The organism is Pseudomonas syringae group sp. 243L2 (assembly GCF_032587875.1).
Classification (GTDB): domain Bacteria; phylum Pseudomonadota; class Gammaproteobacteria; order Pseudomonadales; family Pseudomonadaceae; genus Aquipseudomonas; species Aquipseudomonas amygdali.
The window spans coordinates 12,486-31,436 of the sequence record NZ_JAWHPL010000017.1 but is presented as its reverse complement, the minus strand read 5'-3'; the positions used below and the strand labels follow the sequence as shown (position 1 = coordinate 31,436).

Annotated in this window: 18 protein-coding genes; 12 read left to right on the top strand and 6 right to left on the bottom strand. The window is 59.2% G+C overall.

Annotation, left to right across the window (positions count from 1 at the left end; genetic code table 11):
- The first annotated feature begins 183 nt into the window (after positions 1-183).
- Both olsB and RYB66_RS09220 read left to right on the top strand, forming a co-directional pair.
- Positions 184-939, top strand: coding sequence for an L-ornithine N(alpha)-acyltransferase (gene olsB, locus RYB66_RS09225; RefSeq protein ID WP_005741003.1), 756 nt, complete (start codon positions 184-186; stop codon positions 937-939).
- Positions 939-1,775 (top strand): lysophospholipid acyltransferase family protein, encoded by an 837-nt coding sequence (locus RYB66_RS09220; RefSeq protein WP_004656418.1) that lies wholly within the window; start codon positions 939-941, stop codon positions 1,773-1,775. Before olsB ends, RYB66_RS09220 begins: the two co-directional genes overlap by 1 nt.
- Here RYB66_RS09220 and RYB66_RS09215 read toward each other — a convergent pair.
- Positions 1,733-2,332 (bottom strand): ACP phosphodiesterase, encoded by a 600-nt coding sequence (locus RYB66_RS09215; RefSeq protein ID WP_016981204.1) that lies wholly within the window; start codon positions 2,330-2,332, stop codon positions 1,733-1,735. The two genes, RYB66_RS09220 and RYB66_RS09215, sit on opposite strands and share 43 nt — an antisense overlap.
- A gap of 164 nt (positions 2,333-2,496) precedes the next feature.
- Here RYB66_RS09215 and RYB66_RS09210 point away from each other — a divergent pair, with 164 nt between their 5' ends.
- Genes RYB66_RS09210 through RYB66_RS09200 form a run of 3 tightly spaced genes read left to right on the top strand, consistent with a single transcriptional unit; the run spans position 2,497 to position 5,077 of the window.
- Positions 2,497-2,811, top strand: a complete 315-nt coding sequence (locus RYB66_RS09210; protein ID WP_002554999.1) for an ArsR/SmtB family transcription factor — start codon at positions 2,497-2,499, stop codon at positions 2,809-2,811.
- A gap of 28 nt (positions 2,812-2,839) precedes the next feature.
- Positions 2,840-4,006, top strand: coding sequence for an MFS transporter (locus tag RYB66_RS09205; protein ID WP_005734688.1), 1,167 nt, complete (start codon positions 2,840-2,842; stop codon positions 4,004-4,006).
- 21 nt (positions 4,007-4,027) lie between these two features.
- Positions 4,028-5,077, top strand: coding sequence for an alkene reductase (locus RYB66_RS09200; protein WP_016981203.1), 1,050 nt, complete (start codon positions 4,028-4,030; stop codon positions 5,075-5,077).
- 71 nt (positions 5,078-5,148) lie between these two features.
- On the opposite strand, the gene RYB66_RS09195 is transcribed toward RYB66_RS09200, so the two are convergent.
- The 4 genes from RYB66_RS09195 to RYB66_RS09180 form a co-directional block, all read right to left on the bottom strand.
- Complete coding sequence (locus tag RYB66_RS09195; protein ID WP_410478404.1) at positions 5,149-5,772, bottom strand: hypothetical protein; 624 nt, start codon at positions 5,770-5,772, stop codon at positions 5,149-5,151.
- 166 nt (positions 5,773-5,938) lie between these two features.
- The gene (locus tag RYB66_RS09190) at positions 5,939-6,790 is read right to left on the bottom strand and encodes an ATPase (protein ID WP_004656426.1); all 852 of its coding nucleotides are present in this window, start codon (positions 6,788-6,790) and stop codon (positions 5,939-5,941) included.
- Between the two features lie 84 nt (positions 6,791-6,874).
- Positions 6,875-7,867: an NAD-dependent epimerase/dehydratase family protein gene (locus RYB66_RS09185; RefSeq protein WP_316894274.1), complete on the bottom strand. Its 993-nt coding sequence runs from the start codon at positions 7,865-7,867 to the stop codon at positions 6,875-6,877.
- Positions 7,868-7,941: 74 nt separating this feature from the next.
- Complete coding sequence (locus RYB66_RS09180; protein WP_005753926.1) at positions 7,942-8,841, bottom strand: LysR family transcriptional regulator ArgP; 900 nt, start codon at positions 8,839-8,841, stop codon at positions 7,942-7,944.
- 94 nt (positions 8,842-8,935) lie between these two features.
- Between RYB66_RS09180 and RYB66_RS09175 the strand changes: the two genes are divergently transcribed.
- From RYB66_RS09175 to RYB66_RS09160, 4 genes are all read left to right on the top strand, one after another.
- Positions 8,936-9,538 (top strand): LysE/ArgO family amino acid transporter, encoded by a 603-nt coding sequence (locus RYB66_RS09175; protein ID WP_005740997.1) that lies wholly within the window; start codon positions 8,936-8,938, stop codon positions 9,536-9,538.
- Positions 9,539-9,730: 192 nt separating this feature from the next.
- Positions 9,731-10,312 (top strand): superoxide dismutase [Fe], encoded by a 582-nt coding sequence (gene sodB / locus RYB66_RS09170; protein WP_003313497.1) that lies wholly within the window; start codon positions 9,731-9,733, stop codon positions 10,310-10,312.
- Between the two features lie 388 nt (positions 10,313-10,700).
- Positions 10,701-12,752: a putative bifunctional diguanylate cyclase/phosphodiesterase gene (locus RYB66_RS09165; RefSeq protein ID WP_117140073.1), complete on the top strand. Its 2,052-nt coding sequence runs from the start codon at positions 10,701-10,703 to the stop codon at positions 12,750-12,752.
- 169 nt (positions 12,753-12,921) lie between these two features.
- The gene (locus RYB66_RS09160; protein WP_316894271.1) at positions 12,922-14,280 is read left to right on the top strand and encodes an imelysin family protein; all 1,359 of its coding nucleotides are present in this window, start codon (positions 12,922-12,924) and stop codon (positions 14,278-14,280) included.
- 124 nt (positions 14,281-14,404) lie between these two features.
- Here RYB66_RS09160 and RYB66_RS09155 read toward each other — a convergent pair whose 3' ends face one another.
- The gene (locus tag RYB66_RS09155) at positions 14,405-15,034 is read right to left on the bottom strand and encodes a pyridoxamine 5'-phosphate oxidase family protein (protein ID WP_004656445.1); all 630 of its coding nucleotides are present in this window, start codon (positions 15,032-15,034) and stop codon (positions 14,405-14,407) included.
- A gap of 206 nt (positions 15,035-15,240) precedes the next feature.
- Here RYB66_RS09155 and RYB66_RS09150 point away from each other — a divergent pair, with 206 nt between their 5' ends.
- From RYB66_RS09150 to RYB66_RS09140, 3 genes are all read left to right on the top strand, one after another.
- Complete coding sequence (locus RYB66_RS09150) at positions 15,241-16,668, top strand: di-heme oxidoredictase family protein (RefSeq protein WP_005779026.1); 1,428 nt, start codon at positions 15,241-15,243, stop codon at positions 16,666-16,668.
- Positions 16,669-16,746: 78 nt separating this feature from the next.
- On the top strand, positions 16,747-17,811 hold the full coding sequence (locus RYB66_RS09145) for an imelysin family protein (protein ID WP_005779024.1): 1,065 nt from the start codon (positions 16,747-16,749) through the stop codon (positions 17,809-17,811).
- Between the two features lie 16 nt (positions 17,812-17,827).
- The gene (locus RYB66_RS09140; protein ID WP_117140071.1) at positions 17,828-18,934 is read left to right on the top strand and encodes a DUF1513 domain-containing protein; all 1,107 of its coding nucleotides are present in this window, start codon (positions 17,828-17,830) and stop codon (positions 18,932-18,934) included.
- Positions 18,935-18,951: the final 17 nt, after the last annotated feature.

Sequence of the window (18,951 nt, the reverse complement as noted above, 5' to 3'; positions counted from 1 at the left end):
CGTACGCCGCTCGCTCCTCCCGCTCCACCAGCGTGGAAATGCCCACAGCGTTGCCCGTCACACAACCATCACCAAAGCTTCACAGGCATGACACGCCATCTCCCTAGCCTGCAAGTACGGCAAAGCGCCTGGACAAATCAGTCAACCAGCCAAACTCTGCATGGCTGGCTCATGGAGATTCGTATGACCCAGATCGCCCGCATTCGTGACAACACTTCTGAACGTCGTCTTCAGGCCGAGCGCCTGATTGGAGCGCGCGCCCTGCAGGAAGCACAGGCGTTGCGTTTCAGTGTGTTCAGCGAAGAGTTCAACGCCCGTCTCAACGGCGCTGAACAAGGCCTGGATATCGACGATTACGATGTTCATTGCTCGCACATTGGTGTGCGTGACCTGAACACCGGGCGTCTGGTTGCCACTACCCGGCTGCTCGACCACAAGGCTGCCAGCACGCTGGGGCGTTTCTACAGTGAAGAAGAATTCAGCCTGCACGGTCTGGTTCATTTGCAGGGTCCGATTCTTGAGCTGGGCCGTACCTGCGTAGACCCGGCCTACCGCAACGGTGGCACCATCGCGGTGTTGTGGAGCGAGCTGGCCGAGGTGCTGAACGAAGGCGGCTACAGCTACCTGATGGGCTGCGCGAGCATCCCGATGCACGACGGCGGCATTCAGGCGCACGCGATCATGCAACGCCTGCGCGAACGCTACCTGTGCAACGAGCACTTGCGCGCCGAGCCGAAAAACCCGCTGCCGACGCTCGATATCCCGAGCAATGTGATCTGCGAGATGCCGCCACTGCTCAAGGCTTACATGCGCCTGGGCGCCAAGATCTGCGGCGAACCTTGCTGGGACGAAGATTTCCAGGTGGCCGACGTCTTCATCCTGCTCAAGCGCGACGACTTGTGCCCGCGTTACGCCCGCCACTTCAAGGCGGCCGTGTGATGAGCCGGGCACGCGGCTATGCCCGCGTAGTCCGGGTGCTGCTGGTCGTGGCGCTCGGCTTGACGATTGCCGGAACGTTCGCGGTTCTGGAACGCACCAGAATCGGTGGGTCGATGGAGCGCAGGCAGCGCTGGAGCCGTTGGTTCATGGCGCGCCTGACCAATGCCCTGCCGTTTCGCGTCACCGTGACAGGTCAGTTGCCAACCCAGCCCATGCTGTGGGTCAGTAACCATGTGTCGTGGACCGACATTGCACTGCTGGGCATGCTGGCACCGCTGTCGTTTCTGTCGAAGGCCGAAGTCCGGACCTGGCCGGTAGCGGGCTGGCTGGCACTGAAGGCAGGTACGCTGTTCATTCGTCGCGGGTCGGGCGACAGCCGTCTGATTCAAAAGCAGATGTGCAATCACCTGCAACAAGGCAACGCACTGCTGATCTTCCCGGAAGGCACCACCACCGATGGCAGAAGCCTGCGCACCTTCCACGGCCGTCTGCTGTCCAGTGCCATTGAAGCCGGCGTGCCGATCCAGCCAGTGGCCATCGGTTACTCGCGTGACGGTAAACCGGACCCGATTGCCCCGTTCATTGGCGACGACGATTTGCTGTCCCATTTGCGCCGGTTGTTCGCCAATGAGCAGAGCGATGTGCACATTCACCTGCTGACCCCGATTCCGACGGCGGATCAGGAGCGCGCTGCACTGGCGTTCAAGGCCCAGCAAGCCGTTCAGGTGGCGCTGTTCGGTGAACCTGTCACGGGGGAGTCAGTGATCGGTAAACAAGTATCCGGCGAGCCTGCTCAGCCGAGCGAAGTGGCTTCGCGCTCGGCCAGGGCAGCCTGAGCAAAATTCTCCAATAGCGGATAGAACTCGGCGAAATCCGCACTCAAGGGCTGGTAAAGCGCCTGCAGTTCCTGCATGCCGCCTGCCAGCCCTTCGGGCCGTGACAAGCGTCGCGATATCCCGCTCAGCACCTGCCCCAGCACGTCGAAATTCCGATACGAACCCAGCCAGTCCTGCGCGGCCATGCGCGGCGCGATCAATGCGAGCCGCTCGGGCAATTGCGGCTCGGCGGCCAGCGTGCCATAGACTTTGCCAGTGAATACGTCCAGCGGCAGATCGGCATAGCGATGCCAGTCGCGAGCCAGACAATGATCGAAAAAGACGTCGAGCATAATGCCTGCATAGCGTCGCCGCTGGGATGGAAAGCGGGCAATGGAAGCCTTGATCAGCGGGTGGCTGTCAGTGAAAGCGTCAATGCTGCGATGCAGCCGAATGGCCGCTTCAAGCTCTGCAGGAAAACGTCCCGACAGCGGACCTTTGACGAAGTCGCCATACAGGCTGCCAAGCAATTGAGCAGGCCGATGCCCGCCGAGATGAAGATGTGCCAGATAGTTCATGCCTGCAAGCCTACGCCGCTTTCAAGGCCGAGGTCTATATATCGATATAACCCGATATAGCGATTTTTCCAGTCCTAAGCACAAAATCATATTTGTATATCGCGAAATACAGATATAAGGTTCGCCCTATCGCGATATATCGCTACACCGCCTGTGAGAACGACATGCCTATCGACCTCGACGACATAATAAAAGCCCTGGCCCATCCGGTCCGCCGAGAAATCCTGACCTGGTTGAAGGACCCCCGCGCGAGCTTTCCTGCTCAGCAATACTCGATTGAACACGGCGTGTGCGCCGGACAGATCGATCAGCGTGCAGGATTGTCCCAATCCACTGTCTCGGCCCATCTGGCGACCTTGCAACGCGCTGGCCTGATCAGCAGCAAGAAGGTTGGCCAATGGCATTTCTTCAGACGCAACGAAGAAGTCATACAGGCATTCGTTCAGGCGCTGGTTGAAGAGCTGAACAACCCGACCTGATTTTCCAACGTTTACCAGGAGCTGCCCCGTGCCTCTTTCGCTACTTATTCTGGCCCTGAGCGCCTTTGCCATCGGCACCACCGAATTCGTCATCATGGGCCTGCTGCCCGATGTGGCGGCTGACCTTGGTGTATCTATCCCCGGCGCAGGCTGGCTGGTAACCGGCTATGCGCTGGGCGTGGCCGTCGGCGCGCCGTTCATGGCCATGGCCACGGCAAAACTGCCACGCAAGGCTGCGCTGGTCACGCTGATGGGCATTTTCATCATCGGCAACCTGCTCTGCGCACTGGCCAGTGACTACAACGTATTGATGTTCGCCCGCGTGGTTACAGCGCTGTGTCATGGTGCGTTCTTCGGCATCGGCTCAGTGGTTGCCGCAGGGCTGGTGCCTGCCAATCGCCGCGCTTCGGCAGTAGCGTTGATGTTCACCGGTCTGACCCTGGCCAACGTGCTGGGCGTGCCTTTGGGTACTGCATTGGGTCAATACGCAGGCTGGCGCTCGACCTTCTGGGCGGTAACAGTCATCGGCGTGATTGCGCTGATCGGCCTGATCCGCTTTCTGCCGACCAACCGCAATGAAGAAAAGCTCGACATGCGCGCCGAACTGGCCGCACTGAAAGGTGCCGGTATCTGGCTGTCGCTGACCATGACCGCGCTGTTTTCAGCGTCCATGTTCACCCTGTTCACCTACATTGCCCCGCTGCTCGGCGAAGTCACCGGCGTATCGCCCAAGGGCGTGACCTGGACCCTGCTGTTGATAGGCCTGGGCCTGACCGCAGGTAACGTGATTGGCGGCAAGATGGCCGACCGCCGTGTGTCATCCACGCTGATTGCCGTGTTCGTCTCGATGGCGGTGATCTCAACCGCTCTCAGCTGGACCAGCGCCGCGCTGATCCCGACTGAAATCACCCTGTTCCTCTGGGCGGTCGCTGCCTTTGCAGCCGTCCCGGCTCTGCAGATCAACGTGGTGACCTTCGGCAAAGCCGCGCCCAACCTGGTTTCAACCCTGAACATCGGCGCTTTCAACGTGGGCAACGCGCTTGGTGCCTGGGTCGGTGGCAGCGTCATCGCCCACGGCCTGGGCCTGACCAGCGTACCGCTGGCCGCTGCCATGCTGGCAGTGCTCGCGCTGCTGATCACACTGATTACTTTTCGTCAGACCGGCAACCCCGATCTGGCACCTGCTACACATTGATCAATCACGAGGATTCGACACATGACGACTATCTTTGACCCGATCACCATTGGCGATCTGCAACTGCCAAACCGCATCATCATGGCGCCACTGACGCGCTGCCGCGCCGACGAAGGTCGCGTACCCAATGCATTGATGTCCGAGTATTACGTGCAGCGTGCTTCTGCAGGCCTGATCCTGACTGAAGCCACATCTGTCACGCCGATGGGTGTTGGTTACCCGGACACACCCGGCATCTGGTCCAACGACCAAGTACGCGGCTGGAGCAACATCACCAATGCCGTGCATACCGCTGGTGGCCGGATTGTGCTGCAGCTGTGGCACGTTGGCCGTATCTCCCACCCGGCGTACCTGAACGGCGAAACTCCGGTGGCCCCTAGCGCTATCGCAGCTGAAGGCCACGTCAGCCTGATGCGCCCGATCACCCCGCTACCGACCCCGCGCGCGCTGGAACTGGCAGAAATCGGTGACATCGTCGAGGCCTATCGCGTCGGTGCGGAAAACGCCAAGGCTGCGGGCTTCGACGGCGTGGAAGTACACGGTGCCAACGGCTACCTGCTGGAACAGTTCCTGCTGACCGGCTCCAACCAGCGCACTGACGAGTACGGCGGTTCGGTAGAAAACCGTGCTCGTCTGCTGCTGGAAGTGACTGATGCGGTCATTGAGGTGTGGGGCGCTGGTCGCGTAGGCGTACACCTTTCGCCTCGCTTCGACATGCACGACATGAGCGATGCTAACCGCACTGAAACCTTCAGCTACGTGGCCAAAGAGCTTGGCAAGCGCGGTATCGCGTTCATCTGCGCCCGTGAGCGTGACGCCGAAGACAGCCTCGGCCCGCAGTTGAAGAAGGATTTCGGCGGCATCTACATCGCCAATGAAAAATTCACCAAGGACACCGCAAATACCTGGCTGGCAGAAGGCAAGGCCGACGCTATCGCATTTGGTGTGCCTTATATTGCCAACCCGGACCTGCCTGAGCGTCTGGCCAGCGATGCGCCTCTGAATGAAGCGCATCCCGAAACGTTCTACGGCAAAGGGCCGGTCGGCTATATCGACTACCCACGCCTGTAACACGGCGCTGCAACAGCAAAAAACCCTGACTCGCAAGAGCCGGGGTTTTTTATCGCCCGTACTTATTACTGTTACAGCTTAGCCTCAGGCCCGACTGTACCTAGCACATTGCCTTCGGCATCAGTGATAGTCCCGTCCGGTAACTTCCAGCGACCGTCGGCGTAGTTGACAGAGCCATCTGCCATAACCCAGGTCCCGTCCTTGTGTTGAACATCGCCGCCGGGGTGCTCGACCGAACCGTCGGCATGCACGGTGGTGCCATCCAGGTGTTGAACAGTGCCATCCGTGTGCGTCAAGGACTGGCCATCTGCTGCCGCAACACTTCCATTCGGATAACTGACCGTACCATCGGGGTTGAAGACACTGTTTAGCGGGTGGACCAGTTGTAAAACACCGGTGACCGTGCTTATGACTGCCAGCAGCTTGTCCAGGCGCGAAGGTGCCTCAGGGGCCGGCGTTAACTTTTGCGCAACGGGTGATTTGATAACAGGTTTGACGGGCGGTTTGACAGGTGGCTTTACAGGCGGTTTGAACTTTACCGGTGGCTTGACCTGCTGGCGTACCAAATCTTCCGGATAATCCGGTACGTCGGCGTAAGTGGGCAACGGCGTCCTGGAAACTTCGTCTACTCCCTGGTCTGAGTCTTCAGCCGGGATGTAATTTTCGGTCTTTTCTTGCGGGGCATCGGTGTACATTTCATTGATTCCATTCATTGTTGAAACTCCAATTTAGTTAACAGCCAGGCAAGCGTAAGCCTTCCTTCTATTGGCAAGTACATATCTATTTAACGAGTACAAAAAAAAATGTCAGGAAATTTGCCAGCGGCTATCTGCTATGGACAGCCGCCGGCAAGTCTTGCCTTCAACGACGCGCGTTGAGCTGTTGCGACAGATTCTGGATCTGGCTGGTGAGGGTATTGATATTGCGGGTGACCTGAGCACGAAACGCGTCGAACTCGGCAGTATTGGCCTCTGCTGACGGGGCCGGGCGGTTTTCCTGTTCGCTTTTGAGGACCATCAGGTCCTGCTCCAGGCGCTCGACAGCAGCCGACGGGTTGCCCTGTTTCTTCAATGTCGCAACATCGGCTGCCACGCTTTTGATTTGCGCATCCAGCTTGCCCTGATCGGCCTGTGCGGTTTTCAGATCGGGCAGCGCGGCTTTCAGCGTGGTCAGCTCAGCGACGACGCTTTTGAGCTGCTCCTGCAACTGCGCGCTTTCACTGTGCTGCTGGGCGGTTTGCGCGGCCATCTGCTCCAGGCGCTTGTCGAGACTGCCCTGCTGGCCTTCAACGCCCTCGCGCTGTTTGTCCTGATCTTCCAGTTGCGCTTCCAGCAGCTTGATGCGCTGCTTGAGCGCCTCGCCATCGCTGGACAGCGCCTCGGTCGCAACGACTTTGCCGGAAATATCCTGCAGGCGTCCCGCCGCTTCTTCGCTGATGCGCGCAAAGCTCTCCTGAGTGGCCACCAATTGCTGTTCCATGAGGGAGACCTGCTGAAAGCTCCACCAGCCCAGACCGCAAAAGGCAATGAACAGCGCGCCGACCAACGCCCATAGCGGTCCGGTGCTCGGGCCCTTTACCTTGACCACCGGTGTGGTACGCGAATAGACCGTGGTGCGTTCGCGTGCACCATTGCCCGGCGCGAAGTCGTCATCGTCGTCCTTGGCGCTCAGGCTGGGAACGTCATCGACGTCGTCGTATGGATCGTTGCGCATGAATAACCCTTCAGGAAGCTGTTAAACCAAAGTCGGGCAGTATAACAACAGCGCGTAACCAATCTCACTGTGCCACTACCGCATTCAGATTGCGTGCTGTGCCTGCCACCAGCCGCAGAATTCATCCAGCGCTGTCCACAGGCTGACCCGAGGCTGATAATCCAGATAATGCCTGGCGCGGCTGATATCAAGCGTAAAATCCCTGTTCATGACCTGCATGCCCATTCTTGACAGGGTAGGTTCAGGTCGGCCCGGCCACAGCAGGCAGGCACCCTCGTTGATTGCTGCGGCACTGTAGGCCAGTCCGTATGAACGATAACGGGTGACTTGAGGCAGATGCATCTGGCGCATCACATAATTGATTGCGTCCCACAGCGGGACCGGCGTGCCGTTGCTGATGTTGTAGGCCTTGCCCAGCGCCGAGCCGGTTGCCAGCAAGCTGCTCAGCATGGCTTCGTTGAGGTTGTGCATGCTGGTGAAATCCACCACGTTCAAACCGTTGCCGACAATCGACAGACGCTTCTTGCGCTGCATGTGCAGCAAACGCGGGAAAATACTGTTGTCGCCCGCGCCAGTGACGAAGCGCGGCCGCAGGGCGATCACTTCCAGACCGAACTCTTCGGCACCAAAGACCTTTTGCTCGGCCAGGTATTTGGTCGCCGCATAGTGATTATGGAAACGCTTGGGCACCTGCTCTTCCTTGATGCCGCGGTGCGATTTGCCATCAAAGTAGATCGAGGGCGACGAAAGATGAACCAACCTTCGCACCCTTTGTTTCAGGCAGCCCTCGACGATGTTTTCGGTAAGCTGCACGTTGCCCTGCATGAAATCCTGGCGGCGTCCCCACAGGCCGACGGAGCCTGCGCAGTGCACCACCGCTTCCACGTCATCGCACAGCGCCCGCACCAGATAAGGGTCAGCGAGGTCGCCCTGGATGAACTCGGCGCCACGCCTGACCAGGTGCTCGACACCTTCGGCACGACGGCCATTGATCCGCACGCTCATGCCCTGCTCAAGGGCAAAACGCGCAAAGCGTCCGCCGATGAAGCCGCTCGCGCCGGTGACCAGAATCTTCATTTACCGCTCCGTTAACGCATCTGCAGAAAAGGGAAAACCCTGCCTGCATGGATTACACATGATCATGTTGACGATCATTCCTCGCTCAGCGGCACCAGCCAATCGGCCGAATGTTGCGCAAGATGTTCGGTAAGCTGCGTCAAGAGCTGCCCGCCATTACGCCAATGGTGCCAGTACAACGGCACATCGATGCAGCGCTCCGGCAGCAATTCAAGCAGGGTGCCGCTGCGCAATTGGTCGCGCACCTGCAACTCGGGCGCCAGGCCCCAGCCCATCCCGGCCTCGATCATACGTATGAAACCTTCGGACGACGGGCACAAATGATGCTCGAAGCCGTCCTGAACGCCAAGAAGTGCCAGATAACGATGCTGCAAAAGGTCGTCCGGCCCGTACACCAGTGCTGCCGATCTGGCCAGATTTGCCGGGCTCACGCCGTGCGGAAAATGGCGGGCGATGAATGAAGGACTGGCCAGCGCCCGATAGCGCATGGCCCCCAGCAACTGGCTGCGCGCCCCGGCCACCGGACGCTCGCTGCCACATAGGCAGGCCGCGACCTCGCCTGCACGCATGCGCTTGAGCCCTACGTCCTGATCTTCGACAACCAGATCCAGCAACAGCCGGTGTTGCGTGCAAAACGCGCCGATGGCCGGTGCCCACCAGGTCGCCAGACTGTCGGCATTCAAGGCGATTCGCAGACGCTCGGGCATGCCCTCTTCATCCAGCGCCGGCACCTGACTCTGCAAGTCGCGCTCCAGCAAACGGACCTGCTGTACATGATTGAGCAGGCGGCGTCCGATGTCGGTCGGGCTCGGTGGCGTCGCGCGCACCAGCACCGGCAGACCAATGCGTGCCTCCAGCAATTTGATGCGCTGCGAAACCGCAGATTGAGACAGCCCCAGCACCTGAGCGGCACGCTCGAAACCGGCTTGCTCGATCACAGCCGCCAATGCAGATAACAATTTGTAGTCGAACATCAGTTTTCCTAATGAGCGATGAGTATTATTTGTTTTCCTTATAGCGCTCAACGCATAAGAATCGCCATCTGAATCTGCTCAATGGAACGTCTTTATGTGGCAAAGCTACCTTAATGGCCTGCTGATCGCGGCAGGCCTGATCATGGCTATCGGTACTCAGAACGCTTTTGTACTCGCTCAGGGCCTGCGCCGTGAACATCACGTGCCCGTGGCGTTGCTGTGCATTGTGTGCGATGCCATTCTGGTAGCGGCAGGCGTCTTCGGACTGGCCAATGTGCTCGCACAAAACCCGACATTGCTGGCGGTAGCGCGCTGGGGCGGTGTGATATTCCTGAGCTGGTATGGCCTGCAGGCACTGCGGCGCGCGTGCTCGCGGCAAAGCCTTGAACACAGCGCAGCCGTTGGCAAAAGATCGCTGCGCACGGTGTTGCTTAGTGCGCTGGCCGTTACCTTGCTGAACCCGCACGTGTATCTGGACACCGTGCTGCTGATTGGCTCGCTCGGGGCACAACAGGACGTGCCGGGTGCGTACGTGGCCGGTGCTGCCAGCGCCTCGCTGCTGTGGTTCTCAAGCCTGGCACTAGGTGCGGCATGGCTCGCGCCCTGGCTGGCCCGCCCCGCCACATGGCGCATGCTGGACGTGATGATCGCCGTGATGATGTTCAGCGTGGCCTTTCAATTGATCCGCTCAGCCTGACGGGTTTCATGACCTCCAGGTCAAACGCGTTGGAACCTCTATCCCACACAGTTGTTGCGTGGTTAAGCCGCAGACCCGGTGCTATGATCCGGGGTCTGCGCCGCAAAAGAGTAAAACTCCCGGTGCATGCTGTATCTGGCCGCCCGTGATCGGCCGTGCGACTACCGCAATTGACCTGAAAGGAGATAAACCATGGCTTTTGAATTGCCGCCACTGCCCTACGCCAAAGACGCTCTGGTGCCGCACATTTCTGCGGAGACTCTGGAATATCACCACGACAAGCACCACAACACCTACGTCGTGAACCTGAACAACCTGGTGCCAGGCACCGAGTTCGAAGGTAAGACCCTGGAAGAAATCATCAAGACCTCCTCGGGCGGTATCTTCAACAACGCCGCTCAGGTCTGGAACCACACGTTCTACTGGAACTGCCTGGCCCCTAACGCTGGCGGCGAGCCTACCGGCGCTCTGGCCGAAGCCATCAACAAGGCGTTCGGTTCCTTCGACAAGTTCAAGGAAGAGTTCAGCAAGACTTCCATCGGCACTTTCGGCTCCGGCTGGGGCTGGCTGGTGAAGAAGGCTGATGGCTCTCTGGCTCTGGCCAGCACCATCGGTGCCGGCAACCCGCTGACCAGCGGCGACACCCCGCTGCTGACCTGCGATGTGTGGGAACACGCCTACTACATCGACTACCGCAATCTGCGTCCTAAGTACGTAGAAGCGTTCTGGAACCTGGTGAACTGGGACTTCGTGGCCAAGCAATTCGCAGCCTGATTCCAGCCTCATCGAAAAACCCGGCCTCGCGCCGGGTTTTTTATGCTCCAGGTTTATACCTGTAGTCTTTCCAGATTCGTGTTTAATAAACGGCGTCAGACTTCGACCTGCCAGTCAGGTGAACAGCAAATGTTTTTTCGCCTGTCGCTGTTACTTTGTGTATTGTCAGAAAACGCTAGCTGACTCGCATCACGACGTAATTCTTTACAGTGTTCTGCTCAAGTTACCCACCTGGCCACCCGACACACTCAGGTGGCTTGGGCCAGTAGGTGCAAGGAACGCGAAGATCAGCCAGACGCACCGTTTCTGACCACGTCACGACGGTCGGATCTGGCTTTTCGAGGGTCATAGGGCGATATGTCCTCCGACACGAACTAAGGAACGGCCATTGAAGCTGGAACTCAAGAATAGCCTTTCGGTAAAGTTGCTGCGCGTCGTACTGCTTTCGGCGCTGCTGGTAGGCGTCGTACTAAGCTGTGCGCAAATCGTTTTCGACGCCTACAAGACGCGTCAGGCCGTGGCGAACGATGCCGAACGAATTCTCGGAATGTTCCGCGATCCCTCCACGCAGGCCGTTTACAGCCTGGACCGCGAAATGGGCATGCAGGTCATCGAAGGCCTGTTTCAGGACGACGCGGTACGCAGGGCATCGATAGGACACCCCAACGAAAGCCTGCTCGCAGAAAAAGACCGCCCGCTGAAAAGCTCTCCAACCCGCTGGCTGACAGACCTTATCCTCGGCCAGGAGCGCAGCTTCACCACGCAACTGGTCGGTCGCAGCCCCTACAGCGAGTATTACGGCGACCTGCGTATCACGCTGGACACTGCCAATTACGGCGAAAGCTTTCTGGTCAATGCCGCAATCATCTTCATCGCTGGTGTATTGCGTGCATTGGCAATGGGGCTGGTGTTGTACTTGGTCTATCACTGGTTGCTGACCAGGCCACTGTCGAAAATCATCGAACATCTGATCGCGATCAACCCCGACCGCCCCAGCGAACACCAATTGCCATTGCTCAAAGGCCACGAGAAAAACGAACTGGGGATTTGGGTCAATACCGCCAACCAGCTGCTGGCCTCCATCGAGCGCCACACTTATCTGCGCCACGAGGCGGAGAACAATCTGCAGCGCATGGCGCAATACGATTTCCTGACCGGCCTGCCCAACCGGCTTCAGTTGCAGATCGGTCTGGACAGAATTCTCGAAGATGCGGGGCGTCAGCAGCACCGGGTCGCGATTCTCTGCGTTGGCCTGGATGACTTCAAAGGTATTAACGAACAGTTCAGCTATCAGGCAGGCGATCAACTGTTACTCGCGCTGGCTGACCGGCTGCGCGCCCACAGCGGGCGACTCGGCGCTCTGGCGCGATTGGGCGGCGATCAGTTTGCACTGGTGCAGGCCAAAATCGAGCAACCCTATGAGGCAGCAGAGCTGGCGCAGAATATTCTGGATGAGCTGGAGGCCCCGTTTATAGTCGGTGAACAGCAGATCCGCTTACGAGCGACCATTGGCATCACGCTATTTCCCGAAGACGGCGACAACACCGAGAAACTGCTGCAAAAAGCTGAACAGACCATGACGCTGGCCAAAGCCCGCTCGCGTAACCGGTATCAGTTCTACATCGCCAGCGTCGACAGCGAAATGCGCCGCCGTCGTGAACTCGAAAAAGATCTGCGCGAAGCCTTGCCGGGCAATCAGTTGTACCTGGTCTATCAGCCGCAGATCAGCTATCGCGATCACCGCATCGTTGGCGTGGAAGCCCTGATCCGCTGGCAACATCCAGAGCATGGTCTGGTGCCGCCGGATGTATTCATCCCGTTGGCCGAGCAGAATGGCACCATCATCGCCATCGGCGAATGGGTGCTTGATCAGGCCTGCCGCCAGTTACGCGAATGGCTTGATCAGGGCTTCACCGACTTGCGCATGGCGGTCAACCTGTCGACCGTACAACTGCATCACGCGGAACTGCCGCGCGTGGTCAACAACCTGTTGCAGATCTACCGCCTGCCACCGCGCAGCCTGGAACTGGAAGTGACCGAAACCGGCCTGATGGAAGATATCAACACCGCCGCCCAGCACCTGCTGAGCCTGCGACGCTCCGGCGCCTTGATCGCCATTGATGATTTCGGTACCGGTTACTCGTCGCTGAGTTACCTGAAAAGCCTGCCGCTGGACAAGATCAAGATCGACCGGAGTTTCGTTCAGGACCTGATTGACGACGACGATGACGCCACCATCGTGCGGGCCATTATCCAGCTGGGTAAAAGCCTTGGCATGCAGGTCATCGCCGAGGGTGTGGAGACGCTAGAGCAGGAAGCCTATATCGTCACTCAGGGCTGTCACGAAGGCCAGGGCTACCTGTACAGCAAGCCGCTGCCCGGTCGGGAATTGCTGGCCTACTTGAAACAGTCGAGAGAGCGTAACGCCGCCAGCCTTTGAACGGCAGTGCTCTTTCGAGCCATCTTGAAACCGACTGTTACAACCTGCTGAATACCTGAACACGACCGCGAAGGCGTTTTGCCTTTACATCGAATGCAAATCTTTCGCATCATGTCGCAGATTTTCTGGGCGCACCCCGCCATCAACTTTATCGACGCAGGATTCCGTCATGATTCGTATGCCTCTGGCAACCGCTAGTCTGTTGGCCATCGCTATCTCTCTCGCCGGTTGTGGCGAAGGCAAGGACAAGGCTGCCGTCCCGGCACCCGCGCCAGCCGCTGCTCCTGCGACTCCCGCGGCGACGCCTGCTGCCCCTGCTCCGGCCGCAGCCGCCCAGACTGACGACGCGGCGGCCAAGGCTGTGGTCGCGAATTACGCCAACATGGTGTCTGCGGTGTTCGACGACGCCGAAGCTGGTGCGAAAAAACTGAGCACCGCCGTCGACGCATTCCTGGCAAAACCCAACGATGAAACTTTGAAAGCCGCACGGGATGCGTGGGTAGCTGCGCGTGTGCCTTACATGCAGAGCGAAGTCTTCCGCTTCGGCAACACCATCATCGACGACTGGGAAGGACAGGTTAACGCCTGGCCCCTGGACGAAGGCCTGATCGACTATGTCGCCAAGGATTACCAGCACGCGCTGGGCAACCCGGGCGCGACTGCCAATATCATCGCCAACACCGAAATTCAGGTCGGCGAAGACAAGGTCGACGTGAAGGAGATCACCTCCGAAAAACTTGCCAGCCTGAACGAGCTGGGCGGCTCCGAAGCGAACGTTGCTACCGGCTACCACGCCATTGAATTTCTGCTGTGGGGCCAGGACCTGAACGGCACCGGCCCTGGTGCCGGGGCTCGTCCAGCCAGTGACTACCTTGAAGGCGCCGGTGCGACCGGCGGCCACAACGACCGCCGCCGCGCCTACCTCAAGGCTGTTACCGATCTGCTGGTCAGCGATCTGGAAGAAATGTCCGGCAACTGGAAGGCCGGCGTTGCCGACAACTACCGCGCCACGCTGGAAGCCGAATCCGGCGAAAGCGGTCTGCGCAAAATGCTCTTCGGCATGGGCAGCCTGTCGCTGGGTGAACTGGCGGGCGAGCGTATGAAAGTCGCACTGGAAGCCAACTCCAGCGAAGACGAACACGACTGCTTCAGCGACAACACGCACAACTCGCACTTCTACAACGGCAAGGGTATTCGCAACGTTTACCTGGGCGAATACACGCGCACCGATGGCAGCAAAGTCAGCGGCCCGAGCCTTTCGTCTCTGGTTGCCAAGGTAGACCCTGCCACCGACGCCACCTTGCGCGCCGATCTGGACGACACCCAGGCCAAGCTGCAGGTCATCGTTGATCACGCCAACAAGGGTGAGCACTTCGACCAGTTGATCGCTGCCGGCAACACGGCAGGCAATCAAGTGGTGCGTGACGCCATTGCTGCGCTGGTCAAACAGACGGGGGCTATCGAACAGGCCGCTGGCAAGCTCGGCATCACCGACCTGAACCCGGACAACGCTGATCACGAGTTCTGACAGATACTGTTTGCGGTAACAACCAATGCCGGTCAGTTCGCTGACCGGCATTTTTATGCCTGACCGATATGCGTTGCTTTCAACTGCTGAGCGCTGACCATTACAGAAGCGAGTTCCCGGAGCTTCAATACAACGTATCCGCGATGCGTCCCGGCAAAGCCTTGTCATAGGCGTCACCGTCGATCTGCTCGGCCGAAACCGCTTTTAGTATTTGCCCGGCAGTCGGCAGCGTGCTGCGTTCGATGTGCCGGGTTGCATCCCATAAACCGGACCTGATGGTTGCCCTGCTGCATTGGAAGTACACGCTGGTCACGGAGATGCGCAGCACTGACCTGGGCAGTTGGCCGTTCACCTCAAAACGCGACAACAGTTCGGGCTGAACCGATATCTGCGCTGTTCCGTTGACCCGCAAGGTCTCACCTACTCCTGGTATGAGGAACAGCAACGCGACGCGTGGGTCGCTGATGATATTGCGCAGGGTATCGATGCGGTTGTTGCCGCGCCGGTCAGGCAGATAAAGCGTCTTGCTGTCCTCGATATGCACGAAGCCCGCCTGATCGCCACGCGGGGACGCATCAAGGCCATCAGACCCGGCAGAGGCCAGCACAACAAAGGGTGCCGACTCGATGAAGGGCCGGTAGACCGCGTGAATATGGTCAACTTCCTTGATCATGGAAGGAGGAGCAATCGGGCCATAGAGCGCTTCCAGCGTCTCGATTGTGGTCACGAGCGCGCTGTTTTCCGGGTTATCCATTGATGTGGCCTCTGCTGGGCATGTTGTCTGTGTGTGCTGTCAGCTTCGACATGTGCAGCATAGGCAAAAATGCCGGGACCGGACCAGCCTCAGAGATTCGTAACAACGCATTACGTCAGAGCGGGCAAACGATAATCCCTCTTATTCAAACCGCACGAGGCTGATAAGCTTGCACGCCCCGATTTTCGCCTCGTTGCAGGATGTGTATGAGTACGCGGCTCCGTCTATCCCTCGCCTTGCTTACGACTCTGGCCGTGAGTGCATGCGATGACGCCCCGCGTTTCACTCATGCCGAGCCGGGAGAAGCCTTGTCCGGAGGCAGTGCGACGGTCAGGAAGAGCGATCAGAATGCCTTTTCCATGCCCTCGGCCAACTTGTCGCCCGTGCGGCGGCTGGACTTCAGTGTCGGCAACAGTTTTTTCCGCAGTCCGTGGGTGATTGCGCCATCGACCACGACCGCTCGCGACGGGCTTGGGCCGTTGTTCAACACCAACGCTTGCCAGAACTGCCACATCAAGGACGGTCGTGGTCATCCGCCAGAAACTGGCGACAGCAACGCCGTGTCGATGCTGGTCAGGCTGTCGATTCCTGATGACCCGGCCTACGCCGATCTTGTGCAGCGCAATGGCGTGCTGCCTGAGCCGACTTACGGTGGGCAGTTGCAGGACATGTCGAACCCCGGCGTGGCCCCCGAGGGCAAGGTGCGGGTCGAGTACGATGCGCTGGCGGTCGAGTTTCGCGATGGCACCTCAGTCGAGCTGCGCCAGCCGACCCTCCGAATCACCCAGTTGGGTTACGGACCGATGCACCCCGATACCCACATCTCGGCGCGCATAGCCCCGCCGATGATCGGGCTGGGGTTGCTTGAGGCGATTGCCGATGAAGCAATTCTTGCCAATGCCGACCCGGATGACAAGAACGCCGATGGCATATCGGGACGCCCAAACTGGGTCTGGGACGATGCACAGCAAAAAGTCGTCATGGGCCGATTCGGCTGGAAAGCCGGGCAACCCAACCTGAATCAGCAGAACGTGCACGCTTTTTCCGGCGACATGGGGCTGACTACCAGCCTGCGCCGCTTTGATGACTGCACGCCCGCCCAGACCGATTGCCTGGCAGCGCCCAACGGCAATGGCCCGAACGGCGAGCCGGAGGTCAGCGACAACATCCTGCGTCTGGTGGAGTTCTACACACGCAACCTGGGGGTTCCGGCACGCCGCAAGGTCGATGACCCTCAGGTGCTGGCGGGCAAGAATCTGTTTTTTGAGGCGGGCTGCCAGCAATGCCACACGCCCTCGTTCAAGACCCGTAGCGACGCTGCCGAACCTGAGCTGGCCAATCAGGATATTCGCCCTTACAGCGATTTGCTGCTGCACGACATGGGCGAAGGGCTGGCCGACAACCGTACCGAGTTCCAGGCCACTGGCCGCGAGTGGCGCACGCCCCCACTGTGGGGGCTTGGCCTGACCGGCACGGTGAGCGGGCACACCCAACTGTTGCACGATGGTCGCGCCCGCAATGTACTTGAGGCGATACTGTGGCATGGCGGCGAAGCCCAGGCAGCGCAGCGGCAGGTTCTTGCATTTGACGCGCAACAGCGTGAAGCGCTGTTGGCGTTTCTGAATTCGTTATGATTGCTCCCATTCCAGAATCGTCTCGTTCAACATTATTTTTTCAAAATCATCTTTCGAAAATAAAATAAGGAGCCGGACATGTTCCGACCCAAGTTGTTGCTGACCAGCCTTGCGGCGCTTGCATTGGGTGCCTGCTCGCCATCCGACCCTCAGGCGGTCACGTCCGCAGCCATTGCCAAACAGGTAATCCTGCCGACCTACAGCCGTTGGGTCGATGCTGATCGTCAGTTGGCAACCAGCGCACTGGCGTTCTGTCAGGGCAAGACTGATCTGGCCACAGCACGCGCCGACTTTCTCAAGGCGCAGAAGACCTGGGCCGAGCTGCAACCGCTGCTGATCGGCCCTCTGGCCGAGGGCAATCGCGCCTGGCAAATACAGTTCTGGCCAGACAAGAAGAACCTGGTTGGCCGGCAGGTCGAGCAACTGGTGACGGCACAGCCGCAGATCACTGCTCAGGAGCTGTCCAAGGCCAGCGTCGTGGTGCAAGGTTTGTCCGCTTACGAATACATTCTGTTCGACGCGGAAATCGACATGGCCAACGCCGAACAGAAAGCCCGCTACTGCCCGCTGCTGATGGCAATCGGCGAGCGTCAAAAGCAGCTTGCCGAGGAAATCCTCAGCAGCTGGAACAGTACCGACGGCATGCTTGCGCAACTGAGCAAATTCCCCAACCAGCGCTACGCAGATTCTCATGAAGCCATCGCCGAACTGCTGCGGGTTCAGGTCACGGCCCTCGACAGTCTGAAGAAGAAACTGGGCACGCCACTGGGTCGCCAGAGCAAGGGCCAGCCGCAACCCTTCCAGGCAGATGCATGGCGCAGCAAATCGTCGCTCAGCAGCCTGGAAGCCAGCCTGATCAGCGCCGAAACGGTCTGGACCGGTGTCGACAACAAGGGCCTGCGCAGCTTGCTGCCCGCCGAGCAGAAACCGCTGGCTGACAAAATCGATGCGGCCTACGCTACCAGCCGCAAATTACTGTCGGAACTCAAGCCGCCGCTCGCCGACCTGCTGGCCACCGAAGCAGGACGTCAGCAGCTCAATGCGTTCTACGACAGCCTCAATGCGGTGCACCGCCTGCATGAAGGCGAGCTGGCCAAGGCATTGGGCATTCAGTTGGGCTTCAACGCCAACGACGGCGATTGATCAAGAGGTACACGTGATGTTGCGACGTCAGGCCATGGCCCTCGGCAGTCTCTTGCTCAGCGCTTTCACGCTGGGCGGCTGGACGCTGTTCAGGCAAAAAGACGCACCCCCTCTGCTGCTCTCCGCTCGCGACGATGGCGAAGGCAAACACTACGCGGTGGGTTTCCGGCTCGACGGAACGCAGGTATTTGCCACCCAGGTGGGCCAGCGCTGCCACGACATCATCAATCATCCCGACCTGCCGATTGCGGTGTTCATCGCACGTCGTCCAGGTACTGAAAGCTATCTGATCGATTTGCGCGATGGCCGCTTGCTGCAAACCATCGCTTCGCAGCCGAACCGACACTTCTATGGTCATGCGGTGATTCACCGCGACGGCGAATGGCTATATGCGACGGAAAACGACACCCTTGACCCAGGCCGAGGGCTACTGGGCGTCTATCGATTCGTTGATCAGCGACTGGTGCACTCGGCTGAAATTCCTACGCACGGTATCGGTCCGCATCAGGTTTCGTGGATGCCGGATGGCGAAACGCTGGTAGTCGCGAACGGCGGTATTCGCACCGAAGCGGAAAGCCGGGTAGAGATGAACCTGAATGCCATGCAGCCCAGCCTGGTGATCATGCAGCGTGACGGTATATTGCTGAGCAAGGAGACTCTTTCCCAGCAGATGAACAGCGTGCGTCACATGGGCATCGCCAGCGACGGCACCATCGTGGCAGGCCAGCAGTTCATGGGCGACAGCCACGAAGTAGCCGAGTTGCTGGCAATCAAACGGCCGGGGCAGCCCTTTCAGGCCTTTCCGGTGGCAGAAGAACAACTGCGGGCGATGGCTCATTACACTGCAAGCGTTGCAGTGCACAGTGATCTGCGCCTGGTAGCCCTGACAGCGCCGCGTGGCAACCGGTTCTTTATCTGGGATCTGGACAGCGGTGCATTGAAGCTGGATGCGCCGCTACCAGACTGCGCAGGCGTGGGTGCGGTAGCCGACGGGTTTATCGTGACTTCGGGCCAAGGGCGTTGCCGCTTCTATGATTGTCGCAAAGCGCAACTGCTGGCCAAACCGTTGGACCTGCCAGCAGGGCTGTGGGACAACCACCTTCATCTGGCTCAAGCAGGATAGTCAGAAGTCAGGCAGCA

Coding starts and splice junctions, on each gene's coding strand:
- olsB (WP_005741003.1), top strand. CDS start 184: ATGACCCAGATCGCCCGCATTCGTGACAACACTTCTGAACGTCGTCTT.
- RYB66_RS09220 (WP_004656418.1), top strand. CDS start 939: ATGAGCCGGGCACGCGGCTATGCCCGCGTAGTCCGGGTGCTGCTGGTC.
- RYB66_RS09215 (WP_016981204.1), bottom strand. CDS start 2,332: ATGAACTATCTGGCACATCTTCATCTCGGCGGGCATCGGCCTGCTCAA.
- RYB66_RS09210 (WP_002554999.1), top strand. CDS start 2,497: ATGCCTATCGACCTCGACGACATAATAAAAGCCCTGGCCCATCCGGTC.
- RYB66_RS09200 (WP_016981203.1), top strand. CDS start 4,028: ATGACGACTATCTTTGACCCGATCACCATTGGCGATCTGCAACTGCCA.
- RYB66_RS09195 (WP_410478404.1), bottom strand. CDS start 5,772: ATGTACACCGATGCCCCGCAAGAAAAGACCGAAAATTACATCCCGGCT.
- RYB66_RS09190 (WP_004656426.1), bottom strand. CDS start 6,790: ATGCGCAACGATCCATACGACGACGTCGATGACGTTCCCAGCCTGAGC.
- RYB66_RS09185 (WP_316894274.1), bottom strand. CDS start 7,867: ATGAAGATTCTGGTCACCGGCGCGAGCGGCTTCATCGGCGGACGCTTT.
- RYB66_RS09180 (WP_005753926.1), bottom strand. CDS start 8,841: ATGTTCGACTACAAATTGTTATCTGCATTGGCGGCTGTGATCGAGCAA.
- RYB66_RS09175 (WP_005740997.1), top strand. CDS start 8,936: ATGTGGCAAAGCTACCTTAATGGCCTGCTGATCGCGGCAGGCCTGATC.
- sodB (WP_003313497.1), top strand. CDS start 9,731: ATGGCTTTTGAATTGCCGCCACTGCCCTACGCCAAAGACGCTCTGGTG.
- RYB66_RS09160 (WP_316894271.1), top strand. CDS start 12,922: ATGATTCGTATGCCTCTGGCAACCGCTAGTCTGTTGGCCATCGCTATC.
- RYB66_RS09155 (WP_004656445.1), bottom strand. CDS start 15,034: ATGGATAACCCGGAAAACAGCGCGCTCGTGACCACAATCGAGACGCTG.
- RYB66_RS09150 (WP_005779026.1), top strand. CDS start 15,241: ATGAGTACGCGGCTCCGTCTATCCCTCGCCTTGCTTACGACTCTGGCC.
- RYB66_RS09145 (WP_005779024.1), top strand. CDS start 16,747: ATGTTCCGACCCAAGTTGTTGCTGACCAGCCTTGCGGCGCTTGCATTG.
- RYB66_RS09140 (WP_117140071.1), top strand. CDS start 17,828: ATGTTGCGACGTCAGGCCATGGCCCTCGGCAGTCTCTTGCTCAGCGCT.